This window comes from Aquimarina mytili (assembly GCF_016735115.1).
Classification (GTDB): Bacteria; Bacteroidota; Bacteroidia; order Flavobacteriales; family Flavobacteriaceae; genus Aquimarina; species Aquimarina mytili.
In genome coordinates, this window is sequence record NZ_JAERQJ010000001.1 from 535,450 (window position 1) to 562,036 (window position 26,587).

Annotated in this window: 25 protein-coding genes; 18 read left to right on the forward strand and 7 right to left on the reverse strand. The window is 32.3% G+C overall.

Going from position 1 to position 26,587, the window contains the following annotated elements; all coding sequences use genetic code 11:
* The first annotated feature begins 11 nt into the window (after positions 1-11).
* Positions 12-551, forward strand: coding sequence for a helix-turn-helix domain-containing protein (locus JJQ60_RS02355; RefSeq protein WP_201917186.1), 540 nt, complete (start codon positions 12-14; stop codon positions 549-551).
* Here the strand turns inward: JJQ60_RS02355 and JJQ60_RS02360 are convergent.
* The gene (locus JJQ60_RS02360) at positions 546-812 is read right to left on the reverse strand and encodes a hypothetical protein (RefSeq protein WP_201916330.1); all 267 of its coding nucleotides are present in this window, start codon (positions 810-812) and stop codon (positions 546-548) included. The two genes, JJQ60_RS02355 and JJQ60_RS02360, sit on opposite strands and share 6 nt — an antisense overlap.
* A 141-nt stretch (positions 813-953) precedes the next feature.
* On the opposite strand from JJQ60_RS02360, the gene JJQ60_RS02365 reads away from it, so the two are divergent.
* The 7 genes from JJQ60_RS02365 (at position 954) to JJQ60_RS02395 (ending at position 5,457) form a co-directional block, all read left to right on the forward strand.
* Complete coding sequence (locus JJQ60_RS02365) at positions 954-1,808, forward strand: prohibitin family protein (RefSeq protein ID WP_201916331.1); 855 nt, start codon at positions 954-956, stop codon at positions 1,806-1,808.
* Positions 1,809-1,971: 163 nt separating this feature from the next.
* Positions 1,972-2,862: a mechanosensitive ion channel family protein gene (locus JJQ60_RS02370; RefSeq protein WP_201916332.1), complete on the forward strand. Its 891-nt coding sequence runs from the start codon at positions 1,972-1,974 to the stop codon at positions 2,860-2,862.
* Between the two features lie 431 nt (positions 2,863-3,293).
* Complete coding sequence (locus JJQ60_RS02375; RefSeq protein ID WP_201916333.1) at positions 3,294-3,644, forward strand: cupin domain-containing protein; 351 nt, start codon at positions 3,294-3,296, stop codon at positions 3,642-3,644.
* 18 nt (positions 3,645-3,662) lie between these two features.
* The gene (locus tag JJQ60_RS02380) at positions 3,663-3,830 is read left to right on the forward strand and encodes a hypothetical protein (protein ID WP_201916334.1); all 168 of its coding nucleotides are present in this window, start codon (positions 3,663-3,665) and stop codon (positions 3,828-3,830) included.
* Positions 3,831-3,879: 49 nt separating this feature from the next.
* Positions 3,880-4,923, forward strand: a complete 1,044-nt coding sequence (locus tag JJQ60_RS02385) for a beta-1,6-N-acetylglucosaminyltransferase (RefSeq protein WP_201916335.1) — start codon at positions 3,880-3,882, stop codon at positions 4,921-4,923.
* A gap of 8 nt (positions 4,924-4,931) precedes the next feature.
* The gene (locus tag JJQ60_RS02390) at positions 4,932-5,126 is read left to right on the forward strand and encodes a hypothetical protein (protein ID WP_201916336.1); all 195 of its coding nucleotides are present in this window, start codon (positions 4,932-4,934) and stop codon (positions 5,124-5,126) included.
* A 25-nt stretch (positions 5,127-5,151) separates the two neighbouring features.
* Entirely contained in the window at positions 5,152-5,457 is a 306-nt protein-coding gene (locus tag JJQ60_RS02395; protein WP_201916337.1) for a co-chaperone GroES, read from the forward strand.
* Positions 5,458-5,577: 120 nt separating this feature from the next.
* On the opposite strand, the gene JJQ60_RS02400 is transcribed toward JJQ60_RS02395, so the two are convergent.
* The 3 genes from JJQ60_RS02400 to JJQ60_RS02410 are packed head-to-tail and all read right to left on the reverse strand — an operon-like array spanning position 5,578 to position 8,672.
* Positions 5,578-7,371 (reverse strand): alanine racemase, encoded by a 1,794-nt coding sequence (locus JJQ60_RS02400; protein ID WP_201916338.1) that lies wholly within the window; start codon positions 7,369-7,371, stop codon positions 5,578-5,580.
* Entirely contained in the window at positions 7,353-8,444 is a 1,092-nt protein-coding gene (locus JJQ60_RS02405; protein ID WP_201916339.1) for a DUF1611 domain-containing protein, read from the reverse strand. Before JJQ60_RS02405 ends, JJQ60_RS02400 begins: the two co-directional genes overlap by 19 nt.
* Positions 8,445-8,489: 45 nt before the next feature.
* Complete coding sequence (locus tag JJQ60_RS02410; RefSeq protein ID WP_201916340.1) at positions 8,490-8,672, reverse strand: hypothetical protein; 183 nt, start codon at positions 8,670-8,672, stop codon at positions 8,490-8,492.
* A 1,696-nt stretch (positions 8,673-10,368) separates the two neighbouring features.
* Between JJQ60_RS02410 and JJQ60_RS02415 the strand changes: the two genes are divergently transcribed.
* The 10 genes from JJQ60_RS02415 to JJQ60_RS02460 all read left to right on the forward strand — a co-directional run bounded on the left by JJQ60_RS02415 (position 10,369) and on the right by JJQ60_RS02460 (position 21,469).
* Complete coding sequence (locus tag JJQ60_RS02415) at positions 10,369-11,826, forward strand: arginine decarboxylase (RefSeq protein WP_201916341.1); 1,458 nt, start codon at positions 10,369-10,371, stop codon at positions 11,824-11,826.
* A 23-nt stretch (positions 11,827-11,849) separates the two neighbouring features.
* Positions 11,850-12,788, forward strand: a complete 939-nt coding sequence (gene speB / locus JJQ60_RS02420; RefSeq protein ID WP_201916342.1) for an agmatinase — start codon at positions 11,850-11,852, stop codon at positions 12,786-12,788.
* On the forward strand, positions 12,788-14,209 hold the full coding sequence (locus JJQ60_RS02425; protein WP_201916343.1) for a hypothetical protein: 1,422 nt from the start codon (positions 12,788-12,790) through the stop codon (positions 14,207-14,209). Before speB ends, JJQ60_RS02425 begins: the two co-directional genes overlap by 1 nt.
* Complete coding sequence (locus tag JJQ60_RS02430) at positions 14,206-15,186, forward strand: deoxyhypusine synthase family protein (RefSeq protein ID WP_201916344.1); 981 nt, start codon at positions 14,206-14,208, stop codon at positions 15,184-15,186. The genes JJQ60_RS02425 and JJQ60_RS02430 overlap by 4 nt, the downstream gene beginning before the upstream one ends.
* A gap of 3 nt (positions 15,187-15,189) precedes the next feature.
* Entirely contained in the window at positions 15,190-15,495 is a 306-nt protein-coding gene (locus JJQ60_RS02435; RefSeq protein ID WP_201916345.1) for a hypothetical protein, read from the forward strand.
* A gap of 11 nt (positions 15,496-15,506) precedes the next feature.
* Positions 15,507-15,923, forward strand: coding sequence for a VOC family protein (locus JJQ60_RS02440; protein ID WP_201916346.1), 417 nt, complete (start codon positions 15,507-15,509; stop codon positions 15,921-15,923).
* Between the two features lie 38 nt (positions 15,924-15,961).
* Complete coding sequence (locus JJQ60_RS02445) at positions 15,962-16,552, forward strand: SET domain-containing protein (RefSeq protein ID WP_201916347.1); 591 nt, start codon at positions 15,962-15,964, stop codon at positions 16,550-16,552.
* An 886-nt stretch (positions 16,553-17,438) separates the two neighbouring features.
* Positions 17,439-18,038, forward strand: a complete 600-nt coding sequence (locus JJQ60_RS02450) for a hypothetical protein (RefSeq protein ID WP_201916348.1) — start codon at positions 17,439-17,441, stop codon at positions 18,036-18,038.
* 266 nt (positions 18,039-18,304) lie between these two features.
* On the forward strand, positions 18,305-20,800 hold the full coding sequence (locus JJQ60_RS02455; RefSeq protein ID WP_317193990.1) for an efflux RND transporter permease subunit: 2,496 nt from the start codon (positions 18,305-18,307) through the stop codon (positions 20,798-20,800).
* 6 nt (positions 20,801-20,806) lie between these two features.
* Positions 20,807-21,469, forward strand: a complete 663-nt coding sequence (locus JJQ60_RS02460; protein WP_201916349.1) for a two pore domain potassium channel family protein — start codon at positions 20,807-20,809, stop codon at positions 21,467-21,469.
* A 251-nt stretch (positions 21,470-21,720) separates the two neighbouring features.
* On the opposite strand, the gene JJQ60_RS02465 is transcribed toward JJQ60_RS02460, so the two are convergent.
* The 3 genes from JJQ60_RS02465 to JJQ60_RS02475 all read right to left on the reverse strand — a co-directional run bounded on the left by JJQ60_RS02465 (position 21,721) and on the right by JJQ60_RS02475 (position 26,550).
* Positions 21,721-23,331 (reverse strand): isocitrate lyase, encoded by a 1,611-nt coding sequence (locus JJQ60_RS02465; RefSeq protein ID WP_201916350.1) that lies wholly within the window; start codon positions 23,329-23,331, stop codon positions 21,721-21,723.
* A 666-nt stretch (positions 23,332-23,997) separates the two neighbouring features.
* Complete coding sequence (locus tag JJQ60_RS02470; protein WP_201916351.1) at positions 23,998-25,731, reverse strand: serine hydrolase domain-containing protein; 1,734 nt, start codon at positions 25,729-25,731, stop codon at positions 23,998-24,000.
* An 18-nt stretch (positions 25,732-25,749) separates the two neighbouring features.
* Positions 25,750-26,550, reverse strand: coding sequence for a type 1 glutamine amidotransferase domain-containing protein (locus JJQ60_RS02475; protein WP_201916352.1), 801 nt, complete (start codon positions 26,548-26,550; stop codon positions 25,750-25,752).
* Positions 26,551-26,587: the final 37 nt, after the last annotated feature.

Genomic DNA, 26,587 nt, shown 5'->3' on the forward strand with positions numbered 1-26,587 from the left:
TCATTAAATACATGGTCAGTTTACGATGCAAACTCATGGTGAAAGAAGAGTTAAAAAAACTTGGATTGCATTATGTCGTTTTGGAATTAGGTGTTATTGAACTCTTGGAAGATATAACCAAAGAGCAACGATTCGAATTGAAGAAAAATCTAAGTAAATCTGGCTTAGAATTAATGGAAAATAAAAAAAGTATTCTAATTGAAAAAATAAGAAATGTCATTATAGAAATGATTCATTATACAGATGAATTACCTAAAGTCAATTATTCCGATTATTTAAGTGAAAAAGTTGGCTATAACTACACATATCTAGCAAATATTTTTTCTGAAGTGAAAGGAATTACCATTCAGCAATTTATTATTATCCATAAAATTGAAAGGGTTAAAGAATTGCTTATTTATGATGAACTAAATCTTACCGAGATCTCCTATAAACTACACTACAGCAGTGTTGCGCATTTATCTAATCAATTCAAAAAAATCACAGGATTAACACCTACATTTTATAAGCAATTAAAAGAAAAGCGTAAACAAAATCTGGAAGATTTATAACCAATTATATCCTGTTATCCAGATCTTAAGCCTATAAATTAATCTTTTATACAAACTTACAGGATACCACTTTTTCAATTTAGCATCATTTAGATAAACAGATATATTGTTTTGATACTTACATATCACAAAATACCCTGCATTACGTTCAATGATTGCTGTTTTACCAGTAGCATTTCTTATCCTAATAGGTAAACCCATAGATAAAATTATTCTTTTATTCATAACCATAAAGGTGACCTCTTTTTTGCCAGAAATCATGTTTATTGAAAGTTATTTTATACAAAATAATCTTTTTCTGTATTGATATTTGAGAATGTGTGATATATGTAATATGGATTTAATGTAGTATAACACAATGTATATTTAATTATCCCATTTTTGCAGTAAAATAAAAGCAAAATGGATGATCAAGATATAAATCAAATAAAGAATGCATTGAAAAATGGCAAATGGAAGAAATTATTCATTTTGGCATTTGTATTTATACTATTAATAGCATTTAAGCCATGGGTTCAAGTAGGAGCAGGTGAAAGAGGAATTGTTCAAAATTTTGGGGCAGTTCAAGATGTTGTACTGGGGGAAGGGATTCACTTCAAAATACCAATAATGCAAACAGTGATTCTAATTGATGTAAAGATCCAAAAAACGATGACTGATGCTGCATCCTCTTCCTCAGACCTTCAGGATGTAGATTTATCAGTGGCCTTGAATTATCATATTATACCGGATAAAGCAAATTTAGTTTACCAAACCATTGGAGTAGAATTTAAAGAGCGTATTATTGATCCAGCCATTCAAGAGGTAATGAAAGCTGTTTCAGCTAGATATACTGCAGAAGAATTAATTACCAAAAGACCAGCCGTCAGTACCGAAATGCAACAGGCACTTACCTCAAGACTGCTTGCATCAAATATATCAGTTGATGCTTTCTCTATTATCTCTTTCAGCTTTTCTCAAACTTTTACTGATGCTATTGAAGCAAAACAAACCGCAGAACAAAATGCATTAAAGGCAAAGCGAGATTTGGATAGGATAAAAGTTGAAGCAGAGCAAACTATTGCTGCTGCAACAGCTGAGGCAGAGGCACTACGTTTACAAAAAATGAATATTTCACCTGATCTGATTGAACTCAGAAAGATCGAAGCTAACCTTAAAGCCATAGAAAAATGGAATGGAATTTTACCACAAGTTACAGGTGCAGGTGCTATACCCTTTATCGGAGTAAGTGATGCTGCTAAAAAGTTAAAACAATAGGATGATTTTAAGGGGTCAATCTATAGCTTATGATAATTTTATTTGTAATGATTCATTTGATTTCTTTTAAAACAAAAAAATAAGTTAACATATAACTGTCTTTAAAATAATCAAAATTAGTATTTAGCTTCATGTTGGGTTTAATAAAGACAGGTCATCACCTATGAAAATAATAGATTTTATAACTAAATGGAGCAACAATTACATCATAATTGTTGTTTTAGCCATTTTGGTGACAATGGCACTTATCAAAGTATCGATATGGGTACTCAATAAGTACATTCTGCATACTTCAAAAAAATCTCAAATAGCGCCTACTCATTATCATTTTTTTAAAAATGCTGTTGCTTTTCTATTTTGGCTAATTGCCCTAGCTACCATTACTTTCCTAATCCCTCCTCTCAAAGCTTATGCACTTACGGTTTTTGCAAGTGCAGGTATTTTTCTAGCTATTCTTGGGTTAGCTGCGCAACAAGCCTTATCTAATATTGTTAGTGGAACTTTTATTGTTATTTTCAAGCCATTTAGAGTTGGTGATTTTATCACAATTGCTAATCAATATACAGGGACAGTAGAAGATATTACTTTAAGACACACAGTAATTGTCAATTTTGAAAATAGAAGGATCATTATCCCAAACTCAATAATAAGTGGTGAAACAGTTATTAATAGTAGTATTGCAAATGAAAAAATATGTCAATCAATTGAGATTGGAATAAGTTATGAAAGCAATATTGATATTGCCAAAACCATTATGAGAGAGGAGGCAGAAAAACACCCTTTTTGTATTGATAACCGATCTAAGAAAGAAAAAAATAGAAATATAGAAATTGTTCAGGTTTTTCTTATTGGTTTTGGTGAGAGTAGTGTAAACCTGAAAGCTAGAGTATGGTGTGATAATCCATACAAAGCTTTTGATATGCACTATGATATTAATCAATCTATTAAAAAAAGGTTTGATAAAGAAAGTATTGAAATCCCATATCCACACCGTACAATTGTTTATAAGAAGCCTTTTAAAAAGAAGAGTGATATAATGCCTTCTTCATTATAATTAGACCCTTTTGTTTATGATTAATCAGAAAAACCTCAAATGAGGAATTACTATCTAATCATATCCTAACAAATTGTAGTTCTGATATATTGGTTATTTAATATTCAAAATAATATTATTCAAAAGTGTGATATATGTAACGTAGGTTCAGCGTAATGTAACGCATTAAATCATTAATTAACTGATTTTTGTATACATATTAAAACTACCCATAACAGGTGAGCTACTAATATTATTAAAACAGAAAATCATGTCAAAAGAAAAAGAAGGTAAATCCAAGTCAGGTAAAAAAGCACCTGCAAAAAGCTTGAAAGAAAAAAGGGCTGCAAAAGCTGCAAAAAGAAAGGAGAAAAGGAGTGGTGAATGAACGTTATGTAAAAAATCATGATCATCTTATTCTAGTTTAGCATTAATCTTCTATCATATTATTCATGAAAAATCAAGAATTAGAAAAATCCTTTAAACTTAATTTGGTTGACACTATTGATTATGTGCCTAAATCTGTGATTATGAAAGCAATCCTGAAGAAAAAAACAGGAACTGTAACTATATTATCATTTGATAGTGGAGAAGCGTTGCCCTCTAAAATATCTCCTTTTGACAATCTTATTCAGGTAATAGATGGAGAAGCTGAGATTATTATTAATGAAGAATCAAATACGATTGAAACTGGTCACGTAATCATTATCCCAGCTCATACAAGAAATGTAGTAAAGGCTAATAAACGATTTAAAATGATGTCGATCATCATTAAAAGTGGTTATGAAGATGTGAGTATTTAGAATTTAAATATAAAGTATATGGAAGGACAAGAAAGTAAATTCAAACCAGGTGATACGGTTTACACCAAAGCAAATCCTGAAGTTAAATTGATTGTACGATTATACTACCGCCGAATATATTACTGTACGTTTGCAGAAGATCCTAAGAAAAAGGAAGTAGTGTTTTTTGAAAGAGAGCTTTTATAATGATTACTTAAAATAACTAAAGTTAAGAACAAAATAACACATACATAAAATGGCACAAGAATTAGGTATACCAAAAAAGCAAAGCTTTCATTTTAACATTCCAAAAAAGAAGCCGAAGATTGCCTACTTCATATTGGTTCACCGTTTTCCTGGACAGTTCAAACGATTGTTTAAAGCCATTTACCATCCAGAAAACCACTACTTAATACAGATCGATCAAGAGGTTCATATAAACATTGAAAAAGGTGTTAAAACATTTTTGGAAGATTACTCCAGCGTTTATCTTTTAAAAAGCGAAAATGTAGAGAGGGGAGGATATAGTATGGTACAGTCTCAAATTAATGGAATGAAATATCTCTTAAACCGTTGTCTGAAATGGGACTTTTTCATTAATCTAAGCGATCAGGATTTTCCCTTAAAATCTCAAGATTTCATTCTTGATTTTTTGCATAGAAATAAAAGTAAAAACTTCATGAAAATAGTAAGTCAAGTTAGAGTACGACCTTATACACTGAACTGTGTCGAAAACCATTTTCAAGAGATAGATGTTGGCTTTTCGGGCATACCTTATAAAAGATCTTTCATGAAAAATGTGACTTGGTATGTTGGCGGACAATGGATGATCTTGACCAGAGCATGCTGTGAATTTATTTGTCACAGTCCTGAAGTGAAAAAGTTTGAAGATTTCTATCGTAAGATCCTAATTGCTGATAAATCATTTTTTCAAACGTTATTAATGAATACTTCATTCAAAGAAACGATCATAAACGATGATAAGAGAGCTGTTGTAAGGATAGTTGATGGCGATATAAAATTGAAACCAAAAACTTTGACAAGAGCGGATATCGACTTCTTAATACAAGGAGACAACTTATTCGCCAGAAAATTCGATGAAAGAGTAGATGAATCTATATTGAATATTCTGGAGGAAGCTCTAGACACACATCAAATAACAAATAATTCTAATAGTATTGATTTTAACCTTATTTCAACGCTTACTATTGATGCAAAAAAAAGTGATCTATTAGATCCAGAAACAATTATAAATCCGTCAATTCAACTACCAAAACCACTACTTAATGGTAGTAAATAAATAGTAAAATGGCTAAAACAAATATTACAAGAAGTTGGAGAGAACAAAAGGTAATGCTCAAACGGAGATTCACTTTTTTATCTGATAAAGATTTTGACTTTAGAGATGAGCAAAAAGAAATGATGCTTGATAATCTTGCTATTAAACTTAAGAAAACCAGAGCAGAGCTAGAATCGCTTTTTGCAGAGCTTCAAACCTATTGAATTTTAATAATTAAGAAAAAAGATCATGCATAAATTCAAAATACAACCACTTGCCGATGGGGTCTTAGTAAAAGCAGATATAGCAGAAGAAAAATCAAAGGGAGGCATTATCATACCTGATAGTGCTAAAGAAAAACCTCAAAAAGGAATCATCCTGGCCGTTGGAAAGGGTAAAAAAGATGAACCCATGACGGTAAAAGTTGGTGATACGGTATTATACGGAAAATATTCTGGAACCGAAATTACTATTGAGGGTATTGATGCGCTTATTATGAAAGAATCAGACATCTTTGGTATTATTCAACCAACTACTACTTTAGAACTTATATAAGAATATTGAAATAGGCATATGAGAAAAGAATATATATTTTAGTTAAAATACTACCTCAGTATACTTCAGGAAAAGAGTATTGAATTACGTAATGGAACATTTTTATAAAATACCACATGTCTAAAGATAAAAGAACACTTTATCAGGATATTGAAGATTGGCTGACTGTACAAACGATTCTTCTAAAATACCATAGTTAGCGTATTCCTTGTTTTTTTCTACCGCCCAACCAATATTGCCATAGTCAAAATGCCAATACTCTTTATGATCACACACAAAATCTTCATCCTCAAAAAGTTTCATTAGAAGTTTGCGGTTTTTCTTTGCTTCTTCACTAATGTCAGGATGTTTGGGATAGCATTTTTTATTTAAATCAATATGTAGTCCATCGTTGGTTCCAAAATTGAGTACGCATTTTTTTCTTAAATCATAAATCAGCGCATCAACAGCCCCTCCTGTTGCATGGGTAGATTGCCTTTTTGGAGCAATAAACATTGACACTATTTCGTTAATTTCTTCTTCTGTTTTTTTAGGGTATTTATTTTTCATAAAACTGGCTTTTTGATCCCATAGTTTTTGCTGATGTTCAAATGATCTCCAGGCTGATCTAATAATTAGTTTTTTGCCCAGGTTATCCAGAAGCTTACTGATTCGACCTATTTTTTTATATACCTCTTTTCTAACCAAATAGCGATAGTTTTTTTGAATAGACTTTTCAAATATTAGATTAAAATCCGAATCCTGGAGACTTATCAATGGCGAGTGATCCTCATTAATTGGCATAATAGCCGTATTCTTTTTGTGGAACCTGTCTTTTTCTTCTATTATGGTGCAATACGCTGCCGCACTTATAGGAGTGATAATGTTTTTAGAAATATAGGATGAATTCATAGCGGTAACTAATGCGCCATACTTTAATGTAAATGATACATCGCTACCCACTTTTAAGTCCTCCTTTTTGGCATTGATTATAATATGATCGCCACCGGCTCCCAGGATTTCAATATCCAATTTTGGAGTTAGCCCGGTCACCATTACATCTTGTACACCCATTGCCAGGATAGCCCGTCGTATCATGCCTTGGTCTTTAAATTTTGGTTTGTTACCAAAGGCATCCAGACCTATTTCACCATTGGGTACGGATGATTTGTTTTTCAATTCTATAACTTCAGCCACTAGCATAAAAGCGTCTTGATAAAGTTTTGGAATCGGTTTTCCAGTTAAGGGTTCATAACCCAAAAATATAGATTCTCCTAATCTCAAATTATTTATCCTACCAACATCTTTTGTAGTGCTGAACCAATTATAATTAGCCGAATTTCCTCCTGAAATTATGGATAGTTTAATATGAAATTTTTTTTCAATACTAACAGCAATAGTAGACAGCATGTCCATCTTTTCTGTTGTGGGTTTAACTCCCGAAAAACAAGCGAGATTTGTACCTATTCCTTTAAGTTCAATACCTTTAAGGGTTAGGACCTTTTTGATCGTGTTTTCTAATTGTGATGGGAGGATACCTTCGCGCAAATCCCCTAATTCTACCATAAGTATGATTTTATGGACCTTACGATGCAGGAGAGCAAATTCTGAAAGTTTTTTTATAACGGATAACTCCGAATTTAAACTCATATCGGTATCTAATACTACAGATTCTGCCTGACTTATCATAGGTGTCCTAATCAATAAAAAAGTAGCTTTTACACCAGCCTCTTGCATTTTTTTGATATTTGCTATTCTTGAGTCAGCAAGAATTTTAACTCCACTCTTTACCAAAATATTGGCAATATGAGGATCTGCACAAACTCCTTTGGTAACAACGATTATATTGATGCCTTTTGACTTAAAAAGGGAGCTTAAAACCTTAACGTTATGAGCAATTTTTTTGAGATTAATATCTATTCTTGGGGTTGGCATAGTAATGGATTGACACGAATTAAATCGGGGAATATTTCATAAAGTTTTTCTATCAGCTTACTACAGTCGTTTTTTAAGACATCAGTGACAGGTAATTGGTACTTTTCTTCATAAATCTTTGTTGTACTTTCAACTTCTTGGTCATTCATCTCTTCATGATTGATTGTAATTGCTATTACTTTGGAACCAGAGAAAGTTTCTAACATTTTTATTTCACTTTCAAGTGTTGGCATGGGAATTTTGGGGAAATCACATCTGTTACGCCTTTTTGGTGGATGTTGAAGGATAATAGCCTTAGGCATAGCACCTCGAATGATTGCACTCGAAGAGGTAAATGCTGGATGACTAAGTGCGCCCTGTCCCTCTACTACAATAATATCGGGTTCTTCTTTGAGTGCTTCTAGAATAGCATTTTCTACTTCTCCAGTAGCAAAACCAGAACTTAGAACATCTATAGCAATACCGTATTTTGAACCTTGGAGTATCCCTGTTTGGCCTGTAGTTATGAAGATGGCGTTCAATCCTTCATTCTTTAGAGCCGCTACCAACTTAAGTGCGGTGGTTCGCTTGCCAACTGCGCAATCTGTTCCAGATATCTTTATTATTGGTGTTTGAACATTTCTTATCTGTCCTGTAAAGTGCTTAAGATTTTCTTTTGATGGTGGTTTTCTAACATCAAATATGGATACATTGTACTTTTTTGCGAGACCCATACAAACTTCATCATCAGAAAGAAACTCTGGAAGTCCATTTATAATATGTAACCCAGCTTTGATGGCAGTGTAAATAACTTCTTTCTCATTATCACTAAGTAATGACTCTAGAGGCGCAATTCCGTAAATAAAGTATTCTGGAATACTATCTAACATTCCAATGGCTTGATTAAAATTCTGGAATATTGGTATCTCATTTTTAATTCCATCAAGATATTCTCCTGCGTCAAGGCCTGATTTTGTGCTATCAATAACACCAACAATTTTATACTTACCAGAATGCCTTACAAGACCATTTGCTACTTTGCCATCCAGTTTGCCAAATTCATTTTCGCAATAGACAATTGCTGATGTTTTCATATTATTAGTAATTTTAGATAAAAAGAAATCGATTTTAGAAAGAGTTTAACTTCCTACCAATGCTCTTGCAGACAAACCCAATTCCCATCTGTCTGGATCATTTTGAAATCCGCAGTAGTAGATTCCATTAATATATCGCTTTACTATCAGCGAAATGCTGGGGTTTATTTTTGTAAATACCGTATCCCCTACTTCATATGTTAGAATTACATTTTTATTTAGTTTCATAATTAATATTAAAAGAGGTTTATTTTTTTCATTTCTTTTGCCCCCAGAGAATTAATTAATAAGTAAATAACCTCTGAGGATAAAAAGAATCAGCAAGAAAAATGACGATTTTAAAGAATCTATTCGAATGGCTTTAAGAGTTAGACTAATTATGTGTCGTCATTTTATATTAAAATTGATCTATAACATTGATTTGTGTATTGTTTTAATATTTTCTTACTAAAGAATATTTGTTTTGTAAGGTTTTATTCAACTTTATTAAAAAAGGCAGAGTTTTGAATTTCTGCCTCTTTTTTTACCTGAAAATGTTTTGTAGTATATATCAAATACTCCGCATGCATTATCATTTTGGTAATTCTAGGTCGTTCAAGATTCATTTTTTGAAAACGATTATATTCTCATTTTATAATATTTATTACAAAGATCTTTATAATTAATCGATGCAAGGTTATACAATAGGAATTCAATGTTACATAAATCATAGGTTTTAGGTTTTTACGAAAAATCTATTCTAAACATTTGGTTATCTACAAGTAATTTTTTGAATTATTAAAAGGAAAAAGCTAAAAACTGTATGCAGCAATTGTGTACAGTTTTTGCGTATTTGTTTGTTTCTATTTGTTGGTGTTTGCATACGTTAAATAGGTACTTCATAAAAAAGTACCTGTTTTAAGTACCCATTTGTAGGTGTTTGCAAGTTTATAGGTACTTCAAAAAAATTAAAGCACTGACATTCAGTGTGGTTATAGTGCGACCGAAATGGCTCATAACCCGAAGGTCACTGGTTCGAGTCCAGTTCCCGCTACTAGTGAAGTCTAAAACATTGATTTTAAATGTTTTAGCCTTTCTTTTTTTTATCTAATTTCATCTCAAAAAAGGTGAACCTTTCGTACGATTCTCCCGAAGGTTGCAAATACATTATTTTAGATGATATATGAGTTAGATTGTTTATTATGAATGACTTAAAATGGTTTTAAAGGCAAATGTACTTTTTGAAGTACCTAAACGGAGTACCTATTTTTTTAGTTTTTTTATCTAAAAAATTGAATTTTGATATTATGAATACTATTAAACTAATGAATTTGGATCTTTCTATCTATTATGGAAATCAGGGATTAATGTAATATGGAATCCCTTATAAACTAGGAGTTTATTTGGTAAATTGGGAGCATTTGAAGATTTGACAAAAATTGCCAGAGAATACAGAAGAAAATAAACTTCATAAAATAGCTGAATTGCTTTTATTAATTTGGGGTTATATAAATATTGTATAGCATCAATTTTATTACTGGATTGTATTTCAATATTATTTTTTCATTACATTTGATAATATCATTAATGAGTCTGTACAATCAGACACATTGCCTATACAAAATGGAATCTTTTTTCAGATTCGGACTTAGGAGGATAATGAGGTCTACTCCAAAAGCTGCCCTAGGGATAGGGAACCGAATTCTCAGGCTGACTTCTAAAAAATACACGATTGCACTTCAATTCTTTGAACGGATAAAATTCGTTCCTAACACTATTTCTGTTATTCGGATATGAGAATAGATTAATACGAATGACTTAGTCGTTCACTTTACCAATTTATATTTTTTCAAATCTCGCATTATGGAATGATCCATAGGATGTTTAGGCTATATATGCCCGTGTTTCTATTGGTGATTTTCTTCTGTAAAACAAAACCGAATAGATGAAAACCAAATATATCGATCTTATCGAACAAACCTTTTATTTTCCACAAGAGGAATTCAATTTGGAAAATAATCAATTGCAATTTCACGGCATCAACCTGATGGCATTGATTGCCCAATATGGAGCACCGTTAAAATTCACATATCTACCCAAAATATCTGAAAATATAAATAGAGCAAAAGGATGGTTTGATAAAGCTATTAAAACCAATAATTATGCAGGTAAATATAATTATTGCTATTGTACCAAAAGCTCTCACTTTCAACATGTCTTGAATGAAGCATTAAAAAATGATATTTATATCGAAACTTCTTCGGCTTTTGATATTGATATTGTTGAAAATCTAAAAGCTCAAGGTAAAGTTAATAATCATACCTATGTGATCTGTAATGGCTTTAAAAGAGATCAGTACATTCAAAATATTGCGAGATTAATCAATAATGGGCATCAAAATTGTATCCCTATTATTGATAATTATGAAGAATTGTCATTGTTAAGTGATACTGTTGAAGGTACATTTCAAGTAGGGATTCGTATTGCTTCTGAAGAAGAACCAAAATTTGAATTTTATACCTCTAGATTAGGAATTGGATATCGCAATATTGTTCCATTTTACAACAATCAGATCAAAGGAAACCCTAAGGTAGAATTAAAGATGTTACATTTCTTTATTAATACCGGTATTCGCGATACTGCCTATTATTGGAATGAATTGCTAAAATGCCTTAAAGTATATATAAGTCTCAAAAAAATATGCCCGTCATTGGACAGTCTGAATATCGGAGGTGGTTTCCCAATTAAAAACTCATTAGCATTTAATTATGACTATGAGTATATGATCAATGAGATCGTAAACCAGATCCAAATTGCTTGTGAAGAAGCTCGGGTGGATGTTCCTAACATATTCACCGAATTTGGAAGCTTTACTGTTGGCGAAAGTGGTGGTGCTATTTATGAAGTATTGTATCAAAAACAGCAAAACGATCGTGAAAAATGGAACATGATCAATTCTTCATTCATCACTACCCTACCTGATACTTGGGCTATCAACAAGCGCTTCATTATGTTAGCGGTAAATAGATGGAATGATGAGTATGAGCGCGTATTATTAGGTGGTCTCACCTGTGACAGCGATGATTATTACAATTCTGAGCAGCATATGAATGCTATTTATCTGCCCAAGTATAAAAAAGAAAAACCACTATATATTGGATTTTTTAATACAGGAGCTTATCAGGAAACAATTGGTGGATTTGGAGGATTACAACACTGTCTTATACCACAGCCAAAACATATTATTATTGACCGGGATGAAGAAGGTAATTTGATTACCTCGGTTTTTTCTGAACAACAAACTTCAGAACAATTATTATCGATACTGGGATATCAAAAACGAGATCAAAAAATTAAGGAGTCACTTGAGGGCAATGAACAAGAGCTGGTGACTATTTTATAATACAACATTTAATTTTTTTCGAAATGAAAAATAAAACTTATGCAGGGATACCTGAAGAATTTGGGAAATTAGAAACAGCTAAGATTGTTTTAATACCAGTTCCTTATGATGGAACAAGTACTTGGCAAAAAGGAGCAGATAAAGGCCCCGAAGCTTTTTTAGAAGCTTCTGAAAATATGGAGTTATACGACATAGAAACAGATTCGGAAGTTTATAAGAACGGGATTTATCTTGCAGAGCCTGTTACCCTAAATGCAACTCCAGAAGCAATGGCAGATGCTGTTCATCAAGAAACCAAAAGATTTATAAAAAAGAAAAAGTTTGTAACCATCTTTGGGGGAGAACACTCTATATCAATAGGCACGATTAGAGCTTTTAATGAAGCTTTTGATAATCTAACGGTATTACATATAGATGCCCACGCCGATTTACGGAAATCCTATGAAGGCAGTAGCTGCAATCATGCTTGTGCTGTGTATGAAGCGAGTCAAAACACCGTTTTAATTCAGATTGGTATTCGCTCTATGGACATACAAGAAAAATCTGTAATGGATTATGATAAGACCTATTTTGCCCACGAAATGGCAATGGATGATACCTGGATGGATTCGGCAATTGAGCAAATGACGAATAATGTCTTTATTACATTCGATTTAGATGCGTTTGACCCTTCCATACTACCAAGTACAGGAACACCAGAACCGGGAGGTCTTTTTTGGTATGAAACTTTGGATTTTTTAAAGTTGGTGTTTAATGAGAAAAATGTGGTTGGTTTTGATATCGTTGAGTTATGTCCTAATAAAACTGATAAGTCTTCAGATTTTCTTGCTGCAAAGTTATACTACAAGATGCTGAGTTATAAATTTTATTCCAATGAGCAAAATTATACAGATCAAAGCGAAGAAGAAAGTGCGTCCCCATTTAGCAAGCTTTCAAAGTTTAAAGGTTTAGATGACGATTAATGTTGGTTGAACAAAAAATAGAACCCAAAGACTTTGAGATTCATAACCATTGGTATGATAAAGTATTAAATGCAACTATTCACCCAATAGTCAAGCATTTTTTAAATATGTCTCCGGATCAGATAATCACCAGATACTGTCATCTAAACCCTAAAGCAAGCAAAGAAAAATTAAAAGCCTTACTGCAATATAAGTCAAAGTATTTTTTGTGGTGCGGAGCGGATTTAATCAATGTTACCTCTCATACAGGAAAAAGACAAATGGTAATTATTGAAAATAATTCATGTCCATCAGGCCAAAAGTCTATGCCTTTAATAAATGAATATAGTGAGGATACTACATATCATCAGTTAATAAAAAACACCTTTAAAAGTGGTATTAAAAACATCAGAATGAAAGGTGTTTTAGCTGTGATTTATGATAAAAATAGAATGGAAGCATCGGGATACGCATTTGCAATAGCAGATGTTATGGATGAAAAAGTATACTTGATTCCTTTTCAAAGTACTGATTCTAATCCCAAAGTAAAATTTGAAAAGGGTATTATGCTCATTTGGGTAGATGATACTTGGCTAAAAGTAAGAGCCTGTTTTCGTTATTTAACTCAAAAACCATGGAATAGAATACCCATATTATCAAAAACCAAAATTATAAATCCAATTATAAGCTGCTTAGCAGGGGGGAGAAATAAATTGATAGCAGCAAAAGCTTACCAAATATTCAATTCTGAAATAAGTGAATTTGGTTTAAAGATAAATATCCCAAATACGGTATGGGAAGTTCGTAAAAATGAAATCCCTCTATGGGTGAAACAAATGGGAGGTCATGCAGTTATAAAAGTGCCATATTCTAATGCTGGACAAGGAGTTTATACCATAGTAACTCAACGTGATTTAGATGAGTTTATGAATAAAGACTTTGATTATGACATGTTTATTGTTCAGAGCTTAATAGGAAATTCAGATTGGAGTAGCATTTTTAAAAATCAAAAATTATATCACGTAGGTACCATTCCTAATAAACGAAATGAAACATATGTATGTGATATCAGAATGATGATTAGTTCTACATCAAAAGGTATAAGACCTGTATGTACCTATGCACGAAGAGCAAAAAAACCACTTCCTAATGAAATTGATCAAGTAATGAATAGCTGGGAGATATTGGGAACCAATTTATCTTATCAGGAACAAGGAACCTGGAAGACTGACACCAATAGATTGATTTTAATGGATACTAAAGATTTTAATTCCCTGGGAATTGGAATTGATGATTTAATTGATGCTTTTATCCAATCGTCCTTATCAATGATTGCTATCGATAAAATGTGTCAAACCTTGATAAGTTCTAAAGGAACTTTAAAAAAGAAACTCTTTAAGAGTTTAAATGATGATAAAAATTTAATCAATGAAATTTTATGACAAATACAAATAACAAACCTATTTCAAGCTTTATAGAAAAATACTTTCTTCATTTCAACGCTGCCACCTTGGTGGATGCTGCAAAGGGATATGAATCTCAATTGGCAAAAGGAGGAAAAATGCTAGTTTCACTTGCTGGGGCAATGAGTACAGCCGAGTTAGGAAAAATCTTTGCCGAAATGATTCGCCGGAATAAAGTACATATCATTTCTTGCACAGGAGCCAACCTTGAAGAAGATATTATGAACCTGGTAGCGCATAGTCATTACAAAAGAGTACCTAATTATAGAGACTTGACTCCGCAGCAGGAATGGGAATTACTAGAAAAAGGACTAAATCGCGTCACAGATACCTGCATTCCGGAAGAAGAAGCTTTTAGAAGATTACAGGAGCATATTTTTAAAATATGGAAAGAGACCGAAGAAACCGGAGAACGATATTTTCCGCACGAATTTATGTATAAGTTACTGCTCTCGGGAGTACTTGAACAATATTATGAAATTGATATCAAAGACTCCTGGATGTACGCTGCAGCTAAAGCTAATTTACCTATGATTGTTCCTGGTTGGGAAGATAGTACGATGGGTAACATCTTTGCAAGCTATGTAATGAAGGGTGAACTAAAGGCCAGTACAATGAAATCAGGCATTGAGTATATGACTTTTCTGGCTGACTGGTATACTGAAAATTCCGAAAAAGGTATAGGATTCTTCCAAATAGGAGGTGGTATTGCCGGTGATTTTCCTATTTGTGTAGTTCCTATGTTATATCAGGATTTAGAAAGAACCGATACTCCTTTTTGGAATTATTTCTGTCAAATAAGTGACTCAACTACAAGTTATGGATCTTATTCAGGAGCGATTCCCAATGAAAAGATTACCTGGGGTAAATTAGATATTGATACACCAAAGTTTGTAATAGAAAGTGATGCTACCATCGTTGCTCCTTTGATATTTGGATATTTATTAGATATGTAAAAAATGAAAACACGACGAAACACAAATTTGAAAAGAATTATTGTCGATTATAGAAAATTGAATGATAACATTCTGAATCTGTTGGTAAATAAATACCCCGATGGTTATGATGATGAAGATATTATCACCTTCAAAAATGCAAATAATGAGATCGTAGAATGTGTAGAAGTAGCAACAGAAGATACGCTATATCTTATAAAAGTTGGAAAACGATTGGTTACTGCTATGAAAGATTTTGATGAGTCGGAAGATAATAATAGTGAAAAGGGTCAGGACCTCCTTGATGAACCTGAAATGGAAGAAGAGTAAAATAATAAACAATGAGAAAAGCAGAATTTCATTTGGCGCTTCCTTGTGAAGACCTGGATAAGACTAAGGATTTTTATGTAAATATTCTTGGTGCACAATTAGGAAGAAATACAGATAATTGGATTGATATTAATCTCTATGAAAACCAAATTACCTTTACCAAATCAGGTAGTTTTAGTTTTGACTTTAAAAATTACCGGTTAGGTGATAAGATCCTGCCTTCATTTCATTTCGGAGTGATTATCGATGTCGAGTTATGGGGTAAATTGTATGCTAAACTATTTAAAATGGATCTTGAAGTCACTACAGAAGCAGTTTTTATGGAAAAAAAGATTGGAGAACATTTATCTTTTTTTATAAAAGATCCTAATGGGTATATGGTAGAATTTAAAAGCTTTAAAGATCATAGTGAGATATTTATCAAATAATAAGATAGAAATATACAGATACAGCTAAAATTTGAAGGATGATTCATCCCAATACGGAAATACGGTTCATTAATGAAGAAGTTGGTTATGGCGTAGTAGCCAAAGAACTCATTGCTAAGGGAACGATTACATGGGTACTAGATAAGTTTGATCGAGAATTCACACCAGATCAATATGATGCTTTAGAACCCATTTATAAAAACATTTTAAAAACGTATGCGTATAAAAACAATTTAGGTAATATAGTTTTATGCTGGGATAACGGGCGTTTTATAAACCACAGTCTTAATGCCAATTGTTTTACGACAGCTTATAATTTTGAGTTAGCAGTACGAGATATTCAACCTGGAGAACAGCTAACAAATGATTATAGTTACTTCAATATTGATACTTCTCTCTTCAGAGGAATCGATAAACGAATCAAAAGAAAAATTGTATATCCAGATGACACATTGAAATGTTATAAATCTTGGGACAAAAAACTAATCAAAGCTTTTAAATACATATCAAAAGTAAAACAACCTTTGATTGGATTATTAGATGAAGAACTGTGGCAATTAGTAGTTCAGATTGAAAAAGGAACAAAAGAAATGGAATCAATATTAGAAAATTATAATTACAGAATATAAAAGTAATAAAGCAATACATTTTATGATTCCAATAGTAAACTTCCATAAGAATCAAAGACATGATCAATGATAACAATGAAAAGAATATTTTCTTCACTAATAAAAGATAATACAGGTTTTATTATCAGATGTGTCTAGGTAAAGAAATATTTAAGAGAAAACTTTTAATACATAAATCGAACCATTTGGATTACGATTATTTTCTTTTTTTTGAGTGAATAGTAATTTTAAGTAAAATGGATTAAATAGGTACTTCCTAAAAAAGTACCTATTTCAAGTACCCATTTGTAGGTATTTGCAAGTTTTTAGGTACTTCAAAAAAGTTAAAATACTGATAATCAATAGCTTTTGAGTGCAACCGAAATGGCTCATAACCCGAAGGTCACAGGTTCGAGTCCTGTTCCCGCTACTAAAAAAGATAAAATATTGAATTTCAATATTTTAGCTTTTGTTTTTTAACCCCATTTTACCCGAAAATGGGTGCGACCTTCATCTTCTCTACCCGAAGGACGCCAGTATGTTGTTTTAAATAATTTTTGAGTATAACTATTTGAAAATAATAACATTAAACTTTTTTAAGAAACGGGTTAAAATATAAAAGTACCTTCTGGAGTACCTAAACGGAGTACCTATTTTTCCAGTTTTTATATCTGAAAACTGAATATGAATCATTTGGAGTCGCTATAAAATGAGGGATTCATACCTGTCTATTTCTAACGTGAAAAGTTATAAGTGTAAATATGTCGATTTTGGCTTTAAAAGGGTTAAGAAATTAATCTTAGAATGGTTTTGAAACTTTTTTAAAACAACTATCTTGAAAAGATGTTTTATGGAAATATTTAGCACTATTTGATTTGTAACTCTTTCACGAAAAAAAATCTAAAAAATGAATTCAAATAAGCTCACTTACCTTAAAAAGGTAATAGAATATAAACTGTCGAGTTTTGACTTTGATAAGCAAATAGAAGTTTATGATAGACAATTAGGTAAAATCCTTGGAACTCCTGCTGATGAGTATTCGAGTTCAGGGAATATACAATATGGCATCGATAATATTTTAGATGCTCTTGGTAATGTAAATTATCCTTTGGGATATATAAGATCAAAAAGGGATACCTATAAAGAAATCCTTGAGTTATTTGAAAAAGAAGAAAAAGAATTAGAGACTATTTTACATCCGCTTCATAAAAAAGATAATCCTGATACTCATCTATTAGATGGTATGGATTTATCAGAAGAAGAACCTTCAGAAAAACATTTCTATGACTGTAAACTCACTGATGAGGATTGGGGTGCAAAAGGTTGTATCTGTCCTGGAGCTTATGTGTATAGAAAATATTTGTCAATTGGATTAAGTGAAGAAGAAGCTAAATTAATTTCAGATTATGTTGAATTTGGATCTGTAATGGAAGAACAGAAAAGAATCAAAGCAGAAAAAATATATGAAAAGCATAAATTTTTAAATGTCAAAATGCTAGAAAAATAATGAAAGTATGGAAATAAATAAAGGATATAAAGTAGGGTTTTCCTTAAATCCTTAATATCCTAATTATCTGTTAATAACTGTATCTATCTTTTTGTTGCTGCTTATTTCCTTTTTTTTAGATTAGACAAATATTGTCAAGTCAAAATCTCTCTAATAATGGCATTTGGAAATCATATAAGAAAGTTAAGAGAAAAGAGGCAGTTATTGTTACGTGAAGTTGCTTCACAAATGAATATTGATACTGCTCTTCTAAACTTCAACAAATTATTGGATCTACCAATATTTTGAATTCCGGAGGGCAAATAAACCTTGGCGATGAGCGTATTATACTAGAACCTACGGGAAATTTTAATTCTGTAGAAGATATTCGAGAAATGCTAATTACAGTTGGAGGTGGTAACCAGCTTGTAAAACTTGGAGATATTACAACAGTGTCTCAAGGATATATTGATCCCCCTACGCAAAGAGTTCGTATTAATGGAAAAGATGCTATTTCTCTTCATGTTAATTTAAAAGAAAATGCTAATGTTATTGAGCTAGGAGAAGAAGTAAATAAAGTTGTTTTTGATTGGCAAAAAAGAATACCTGTAGGTTTAGAACTCACCAGAGTTTCTTCTCTAGACACTTATATTGATGTTAAGGTAAATGACTTCATTTCTAATCTTATGCAATCTATAGGTATTGTGCTTGCTGTTATGCTTATATTCTTAGGAATTAGAACTGGTTTTGTAATTGCAAGTCTAATTCCTATTGTGACTATAATGACCTTAATGATTATGGGGTTAATGAATATGGGTTTAAACCAGGTAACTCTTGCCGCTTTAATTATGGCATTGGGTATGTTGGTTGATAATGCAATAGTGGTTGCCGAAACAATTATGGTAAAAATGGAGCAAGGCATTGCAAAGAAACAAGCAGCTGTTGAGGCATTTACAGAATTATGGATGCCATTATTGATTTCGACATTAACAACATCTGCGGCATTTTTAGCATTTTACCTTTCTCCTACAACAATGGGTGATATTGTAGGACCAATTTTTGTTGTAATTACGATTGCTTTACTATCGTCATGGATTATTGCATTGACAGTAATTACCACGTTCTGTTATTTGTTTATTAAAGTACAACCCAAAGGAGAAAGAAAACAAAGTATAATTGATCGTGTTATTAACGCTTTAAAAGGGAAGTATAAAGACCTTATTTTGGTGGCTCTCAGGAATAAATACAAAATCATTATAGGTATTTTTATTGCGTTTTTTGCTTCTCTATTTGGTTTTGGTTATATCCCTTTTATATTCTTTCCAGATAGTGATCGTAACATGGTTACTATCGATATTAATCTCCCCGAAGGATATAAGATTGAACGAACGACCGAGGTGGTTAAAAAATTAGAGCAATATATGTCAGACTCTTTAAAGGTGAATGATAAACAGAAAACAGGTATTCTAGATTGGTCATCTTATATTGGAGAAGGTCCAGAATCGTATGATTTGGGGTATAGTCCTGATGAACCAAATTCTAATTATGCTCATATTTTGGTTAATACTTCTTCGTTTAATGAGAATGTAGCGGTCATAGAAAGATTAGATAATTTTACCTTTAACAGTTTTCCTAATGCTGATATCAAAGTGGGAGCACTGGGTGCAGGGGGTAGTGGTACCCCTATAGAGATTAAGGTTTCGGGGAGTAATCCCGATGAGCTTTCTAAAATCTCAGAAACTATTAAACAAAGATTATCAAGTATTTCGGGAACCAAAAATGTAAAAGATGATTGGGGGCCAAAGAGTAAAAAGTTTCTAATCAAAATAGACCAAAACAGAGCACAAACTGCTGGAGTTTCCAGTTCAGATATTGCAACATCATTACAAACAGTGCTAGATGGTTTTCAAACCGGTGAATATCGTGAGGATGATAAATCGATTCCAATTATCATGAGGAGTAGTGCAGGGCAACAACAAAGTTTAGCTTCTTTAGAAACTCTTAATATATATTCGCAAACATCTGGGAAAAGCGTTCCATTGTTACAGGTTGCATCTATAGAGCCTCAATGGCAGTATTCCAAAATAAAACGCTTCGATTTACGTCGTACAATAAATATAACAAGTGAACTTCGTGAAGGGGGAAATGCTTCTGCTATTACAGCAGAAATTACACCATGGCTAGATGAGCAAAAGAAAAATGTATGGACCATTGGGTATGAATATGAATTTGGAGGTGATGCAAAGCAGTCTGCAGAAAGTATGGGCTCTGTAATTGGATACCTTCCTATTTCAGGATTTATTATCGTTTTACTTCTGATTATTCAGTTTAATTCTTTTAGAAAAATGGGAATGGTTGTATTGACTATTCCTTTGGGTATTATTGGTGTAGTAATTGGCTTATTAACGTTTAGAGAAGCTTTTGGTTTTATGCCTTTTTTAGGGGTTATTTCTTTGGCTGGTATCGTTATTAATAATGCTATTGTACTTATTGACAGGATGGAAATCGAACAAAAAGATTTAGGTCGTTCTGAACAAGATGCCGTCATAGCAGCATGTTTACAGCGTTTTAGACCAATTCTTTTAGCAACATTTACAACTGTACTTGGGTTAATTCCACTGTATATAAGCGGCGGAGAAATGTGGGAAGGTATGGCAATAAGTATTATGATTGGTCTATTGTTTGGTACAGTTATCACATTACTATTTATTCCATCATTATACAGTGCTTTGTTTAAGGTGAGCTATAAAGGGTATGAATTTAATGAAGAGTTATTAGAGTAAAGGTCAATGTTAGAGAAATTATACACATATCGTTTTGAACTTTTTTTGTTTAGCCAGATCGCTATTCTTTTTGGGTCATTAGTCTTACCGGTAGATTTTTTTGAAACGTTTGTATCTCCTGTGTTATTTCTTATCAATTTAATGGCAGGAATTATATTGATCTCGGAAAAGAAAAAACTTATGTGGTTTTTAATAGCACTGCTTATCATATCTGGAATTATTTTTGGTGCTGATCTATTAGAACGCATGAGAAATAAGCCGTTGAAATTGCTCAATATGGCTACATACTTCTTGTTTTATAGCGTGGTGACTTTTGAAATCATACGACAGGTTTGGATAACTAAAATTGTAAATAAAACAGTAATTTTTGGATTGATTAGTGGTTATATATCACTTGGGTTAATCAGTTTTTTTATTTGTTTAAGTATAGAACTAGCCCATCCTGGATCTTTTACAGGTCTACTTGCTACGGTAAATCAACCAGAGATATTAACAGAACGATTAATGTATTATAGCTATATCACTCTTTTAACTATTGGTTATGGCGAGATCGTTCCGATTACTTCTTTGGCGCAAAAAGCAGCAATTTTGATTGGAATGATGGGGCAATTTTATTTGGTGATTTTGACTGCTGTCGTGGTGGGCAAATACATTAATCAGAAAAAATGATGTATTAGAAAACAGGACTCGATGATAGAATAATAGCTTCAAATACTGAAACGTATAGGAATAGATGTATTTACATCCTCAAAAAATATAAAGTCTAAGTGTTGGATAAAGGAGGTATTAGATTAACCTCATGATTCTATAACCTGTGGATTATAAGTCAAATTTGTGTCAACTTATTTCAGAATTGGACATAACAACAAAAAGGCGACCTAATTAAAAGGCGCCTTTTTGGATTACTTGATAACAAGTTTTTATTTATCTAGTGCCATTTCTGGTTCTTTAACACTTGCTTTAGTTTCAAATTGATTACTAGTGTTTTTCTCGCCACCAGCTTTTAGGGCTTTTTCACCAGCAAAGAAAGTTTTGTGATCATCTCCAAGGTCAGAACCTGCCATACGTTGGTGTTTTACACATGATACACCTTTTCGTATTTCCTGACGTTGTACAGAACCAACATAAGCTAACATTCCTTGATCTCCGAAATACCCTTCAACCAAATCATTCATATGCAAAGCAGTAGTATGATACGTTGGTAATGTAATTAGATGATGGAATACACCAGCTTCGCGAGAGGCATCAGCTTGGAAGTTTCTAATCATTTCATCTGCTCTATTTGCTAATTCGGTACCGTCATATTGGGCATCCATTAACTCAGCACGATTATATGCAGAAGTGTCTTCACCAGATTCTACCATAAGATCATATGCTTGTTGACGGAAGTTGATTGTCCAGTTGAACGATGGAGAATTATTGTATACTAATTTAGCATTTGATACTTTTTCTTTAACTCGGTTTACCATATGTGCAATTTGCTTCACATTTGGTGTTGGAGTTTCAATCCACAATAAATCAGCACCATTCTCAAGACTTGTAATACAATCTAATACTACACGATCTATGTTAGACCCATCTTTAAACTTATATAAACCATTTGGTAGTCTTACCGGACGAACAAGTTTACCATCTCTTTTAAATAATACATCATTTTCTTCTACATTTTCAAGCGTAACTTCTTCAGCTTCTACAAAATCCATGTACTGAGAAGCTAAATCACCTTCTTCCTGAGATACAGGTAATTTTTGTGTTAAACCAGCACCTTCAGAATCTGTTCTAGCTACAATTACACCTTCGTCAACACCTAATTCTAAGAAAGCATATCGAAGTGCATTAAGCTTAGCGATAAAATCTTCATGTGGAACGGTTACTTTACCATCTTGATGACCGCATTGCTTAGCATCAGATACTTGATTTTCAATCTGTAGTGCGCAAGCACCAGCTTCAATCATTTTTTTAGCCAAAAGATAGGTTGCTTCTTCATTACCAAAACCAGCATCAATATCAGCGATGATAGGTACTACATGAGTTTCAAAATTATCAATCTCGTCTTGAACATCTTCTCCAGCATCTAAGCGACGAAAAAGATCGTTTAATTCTACTGCATCGGCCTGACGTAAGAAAGTGTATATCTCTTCGATTAGCTTAGGAACAGCAGTTTTTTCGTGCATTGACTGATCTGGTAAAGGCCCTAATTCTGAACGCAATGCTGCTACCATCCAACCCGATAGATATAGATATGTTTTGTTTGTAGTTTTTTTATGTTTTTTAACTGCAATCATTTTTTGTTGTGCAACAAAACCATGCCAGCAACCTAAAGATTGTGTGTAGTTTACATTGTTAGCATCATATTCTGCCATATCCTTACGCATTATGGATGCTGTGTATTTTGCTATGTCCAATCCCGTTTTAAATCTGTTTTGTGCCGCAACACGAGCTGCATTTTCTGGGCTAATAGTGGCCCAAGTGTTTCCATGCTTAGCTTTTAATTTACGTACAACGTCAAGAGCTGAATTATAATTACTCATAATATTACTTTTTTTATTTTAAGGTTACTGTCTTTATTTTACACTATTGTTTTGCGTATTGTAATCAATGTTTTAGTTTTTACTTGTGTTTTCATCTTTTCCATTTTTTTGTTTTAATAATTCGAATTCCAATTTCTACTTAGTGGCCTCAACCAAATTCTTTTTTGTAATATGATTTACAGATGTTGTTGTGAATTAATTACAGGACAATATTATAAAAAAGTTTTTGAATAAAAAAGCGAACGTTCGCTAAATTTGTTCAAAAAAATATTTTGTATAGGTTCGCAAAACTTATAATATTTGCTTTATGCATATAATGAATTAGCGAGATTTTATGTGTATGTAATTGAAAAACAGAAGGATGGGGGTTTTGTAAAAACTTTTTTTATTGTGTAATAATTTTTTTTTAGTCGCTATTAAAAAAAATAATAAAATGAAGAAAAAAGAGAATATCCTATGAAGATAGAGTCGTATATTTTATTTTTTGGGAGATTACATGTGTCCAATGACGATCACAAGTTATTAAAACTCGATACAAATTTGGAGCCTATTATGTGTTTTCTTAACCTTCAAAACCAGATACATTAGTATCCGGTTTTTAGTATTGAAATATTGAAAATATACTTCAAGAATTCATAACCATAAGAGTAATAGGTTTTTTATGGATTACATTGAAGCCTTTTTTAACACTGAATTTAAATTGACTCTTTCAAACCATAAATTTCGAATGGCATTATTTTTCACATAAAAACCGATGACTTTACCTGATTGATTTTTTTTAAATTCTATGCTTTGCATAAACCATTTGTCTCCTAAGAACACGTTTGATTTAATAGGTGAATATTTAATATCTCCAACTTTCGAATTTGTTAAGATAAGTGCTTTGTCCCGTGTCTTGACACTAAAAGTAATGTTACATTCCTTGTTTATATAGTATCCATTAAAATTATTGGCAAGCTCGTCATCACTAAATACTTTCGGGATATATTTTTCAAAAGGTATTTGCTCAGCTCCCGCATATTCAAATATCATAGCGTCGGGCTTATCTTTTGGAAATAGGATATAGATTTTATCATCATACTGTACTTTCATTTGAAATCTATTCTCACTAAGAGGAATCAATGCACTTGCATTATTACTATTTCGCACATAACGTAACGTATCATTAATTACTTTAATTTCTCTGCTAAGCTCTCCTAACGGATCCCAATACTGTCCTTCGAATTTTTGTAGTTTATTTATAGACAATTTCTTTGTTTGTATTTTACTGAAATCTACAGTTTCTGGCTCGGTGAAATGCGTTTCTAGTATTCTATGGGCTGCTATTACTCCGGTATAGCCGTTATAACCATTACCGTCATTGCTTAAGGCAATAGCTACGTACTTTTGGTTCGGAAATTTAAAAATAGAACTATCATGCCCACCGGAACTACCTACTATATAGGTTGAGAATACTCCTCTTTCTTTATGGCCGTATAATTGGCCTAATGTTAGATTTCCATAATTAGTATTGTTTATTCTTCCATTATCCAATTGCGCCTTCGTGTCCATTAGTTGGATAATTTTTTTATGTTGTCCTTCTGAAGTAGAAAGATGTTTTTCCCATAAGATCATATCCTCTATAGAAGAAAATATATTATTAGCTCCTAAAATTTCATTTTTCGAATCATTGGCAACAATCTCTTTGTCAATAGTTCTGTATGCTTTAGCTACATTATTATAAATACGATTAGCTTTAGTTCGCACAAATGTATCTTTCATACCAATAGGGGTAAAGATATTTTCCTCCATATATTGTTTGTAACTTTTTCCTGAAATTTTAGATATGAGTTCTGCTAAAAGCACAAAATTAGTCCCTGATAAAGAATAATCGGTACCAGGAACAAAGGCTGCTTGTTTCTGAAATGATACCAATGTTAGAACATCTTTTTGAGAAAAGTTATCTGTGGGGTTCCAGCCATTAATAGACATAAGAACATAAAAATCATATATTCCGCTGGAACCATTTAATAAATCTCTAATACTAACCTTGTGGCTGAAGTTGTTAAGCTCTTTGATATGTTTTCTTACATCTTCATCCAAAGTGGTTTTGTTTTCTGTTATTAGTTTGAGAATAGCATAGGAAGTGAAATATGCAGAAGTGCGTGCCAAATTAAATCTTGTTTTGGAAGTTATAGGTACGTTGTTTTCTATATCTGAAGCTCCAAAACTTTTTTTGTAAGCTACTTTTCCATCTTGAAGAATAGCAAAAGAAATACCTGGAGTATTTGGCATTTTCCAGCCTCCATCTTCAAATATTTTATCTACTTTTTTCTCTAGCTTTTTGGGGAGTGTAGATTGATTTTGTGCAAATGTGTTCAATGTCAAAGTAAGGGCAATAAGAGCCATTATGTACTTCATGTTTTTCATAATAGTGATTTAGTTAATCTTCTGGTGTTTTAGAATTTCGATTACTTTTTTGGCTATAAGAGACGCACTAGTAGGATCTTGCCCTGTAACAATTCGGCCCTCCTGAATATGATAGTTATCCCAACCTTCTTTTGAATAGATGAAATCTCCTCCGTTCTCTATAATTTTTTCCTGAATCGAAAATGGAAATTCCTTAAAATATTGAGACTCTTTGTTTTCAAATACATCTGGAAAACCGGTAATTTTTCGGTTTGCCACTAGAAATGTACTATCAGATAATTTTAAGTTAGCTATACCAGCTGTTCCATGACATATTGCAGAAATTACTCCTCCGTTTTTTTCATAAATGTTCATAGAAATTTGTTGAATCTCTTTATTTTCCGGAACAGTAAACATGGCACTACCTCCACCAGAATAGTAGACAGCTATGTATTGAGCATAATCTATTTGTTTAGGGAGGTAGGTGTTTTCCAATTTGTCCATGAACTTTTCATCATACAAGTACTTTTTGGTTATAGAATCTGAACTGTGAATATATCCTATAGCAATGGCACCACCTTGCGGGCTTACAAAATCTATATCAAAACCTGCTTTGATAAACTCATGGTATGCAAAGATGATTTCGGGAAAATGATTAGTGGATTCAATATTAGAATTTCCATAGAAATGAGCATTACTAGTAACAAATAAAATTCGTTTTTTGGATATAGAGGTTTTTGTATAAGCTACGACTGTTGTTTTTTCTCCACTGATTGATGAATTACAGCTAATCGTCAAAACGAAAATAAAAGATGTGAATAAGGCTTTCATGCAATATCGTATTTAGCACAATAGTAGCTTTCATGAA

Excerpts from the sequence above, each read along its gene's own strand:
- JJQ60_RS02355 (WP_201917186.1), top strand. The coding sequence starts at position 12 with ATGGTCAGTTTACGATGCAAACTCATGGTGAAAGAAGAGTTAAAAAAA.
- JJQ60_RS02360 (WP_201916330.1), bottom strand. The coding sequence starts at position 812 with ATGATTTCTGGCAAAAAAGAGGTCACCTTTATGGTTATGAATAAAAGA.
- JJQ60_RS02365 (WP_201916331.1), top strand. The coding sequence starts at position 954 with ATGGATGATCAAGATATAAATCAAATAAAGAATGCATTGAAAAATGGC.
- JJQ60_RS02370 (WP_201916332.1), top strand. The coding sequence starts at position 1,972 with ATGAAAATAATAGATTTTATAACTAAATGGAGCAACAATTACATCATA.
- JJQ60_RS02375 (WP_201916333.1), top strand. The coding sequence starts at position 3,294 with ATGAAAAATCAAGAATTAGAAAAATCCTTTAAACTTAATTTGGTTGAC.
- JJQ60_RS02380 (WP_201916334.1), top strand. The coding sequence starts at position 3,663 with ATGGAAGGACAAGAAAGTAAATTCAAACCAGGTGATACGGTTTACACC.
- JJQ60_RS02385 (WP_201916335.1), top strand. The coding sequence starts at position 3,880 with ATGGCACAAGAATTAGGTATACCAAAAAAGCAAAGCTTTCATTTTAAC.
- JJQ60_RS02390 (WP_201916336.1), top strand. The coding sequence starts at position 4,932 with ATGGCTAAAACAAATATTACAAGAAGTTGGAGAGAACAAAAGGTAATG.
- JJQ60_RS02395 (WP_201916337.1), top strand. The coding sequence starts at position 5,152 with ATGCATAAATTCAAAATACAACCACTTGCCGATGGGGTCTTAGTAAAA.
- JJQ60_RS02400 (WP_201916338.1), bottom strand. The coding sequence starts at position 7,371 with ATGCCAACCCCAAGAATAGATATTAATCTCAAAAAAATTGCTCATAAC.
- JJQ60_RS02405 (WP_201916339.1), bottom strand. The coding sequence starts at position 8,444 with ATGAAAACATCAGCAATTGTCTATTGCGAAAATGAATTTGGCAAACTG.
- JJQ60_RS02410 (WP_201916340.1), bottom strand. The coding sequence starts at position 8,672 with ATGAAACTAAATAAAAATGTAATTCTAACATATGAAGTAGGGGATACG.
- JJQ60_RS02415 (WP_201916341.1), top strand. The coding sequence starts at position 10,369 with ATGAAAACCAAATATATCGATCTTATCGAACAAACCTTTTATTTTCCA.
- speB (WP_201916342.1), top strand. The coding sequence starts at position 11,850 with ATGAAAAATAAAACTTATGCAGGGATACCTGAAGAATTTGGGAAATTA.
- JJQ60_RS02425 (WP_201916343.1), top strand. The coding sequence starts at position 12,788 with ATGTTGGTTGAACAAAAAATAGAACCCAAAGACTTTGAGATTCATAAC.
- JJQ60_RS02430 (WP_201916344.1), top strand. The coding sequence starts at position 14,206 with ATGACAAATACAAATAACAAACCTATTTCAAGCTTTATAGAAAAATAC.
- JJQ60_RS02435 (WP_201916345.1), top strand. The coding sequence starts at position 15,190 with ATGAAAACACGACGAAACACAAATTTGAAAAGAATTATTGTCGATTAT.
- JJQ60_RS02440 (WP_201916346.1), top strand. The coding sequence starts at position 15,507 with ATGAGAAAAGCAGAATTTCATTTGGCGCTTCCTTGTGAAGACCTGGAT.
- JJQ60_RS02445 (WP_201916347.1), top strand. The coding sequence starts at position 15,962 with ATGATTCATCCCAATACGGAAATACGGTTCATTAATGAAGAAGTTGGT.
- JJQ60_RS02450 (WP_201916348.1), top strand. The coding sequence starts at position 17,439 with ATGAATTCAAATAAGCTCACTTACCTTAAAAAGGTAATAGAATATAAA.
- JJQ60_RS02460 (WP_201916349.1), top strand. The coding sequence starts at position 20,807 with ATGTTAGAGAAATTATACACATATCGTTTTGAACTTTTTTTGTTTAGC.
- JJQ60_RS02465 (WP_201916350.1), bottom strand. The coding sequence starts at position 23,331 with ATGAGTAATTATAATTCAGCTCTTGACGTTGTACGTAAATTAAAAGCT.
- JJQ60_RS02470 (WP_201916351.1), bottom strand. The coding sequence starts at position 25,731 with ATGAAGTACATAATGGCTCTTATTGCCCTTACTTTGACATTGAACACA.
- JJQ60_RS02475 (WP_201916352.1), bottom strand. The coding sequence starts at position 26,550 with ATGAAAGCCTTATTCACATCTTTTATTTTCGTTTTGACGATTAGCTGT.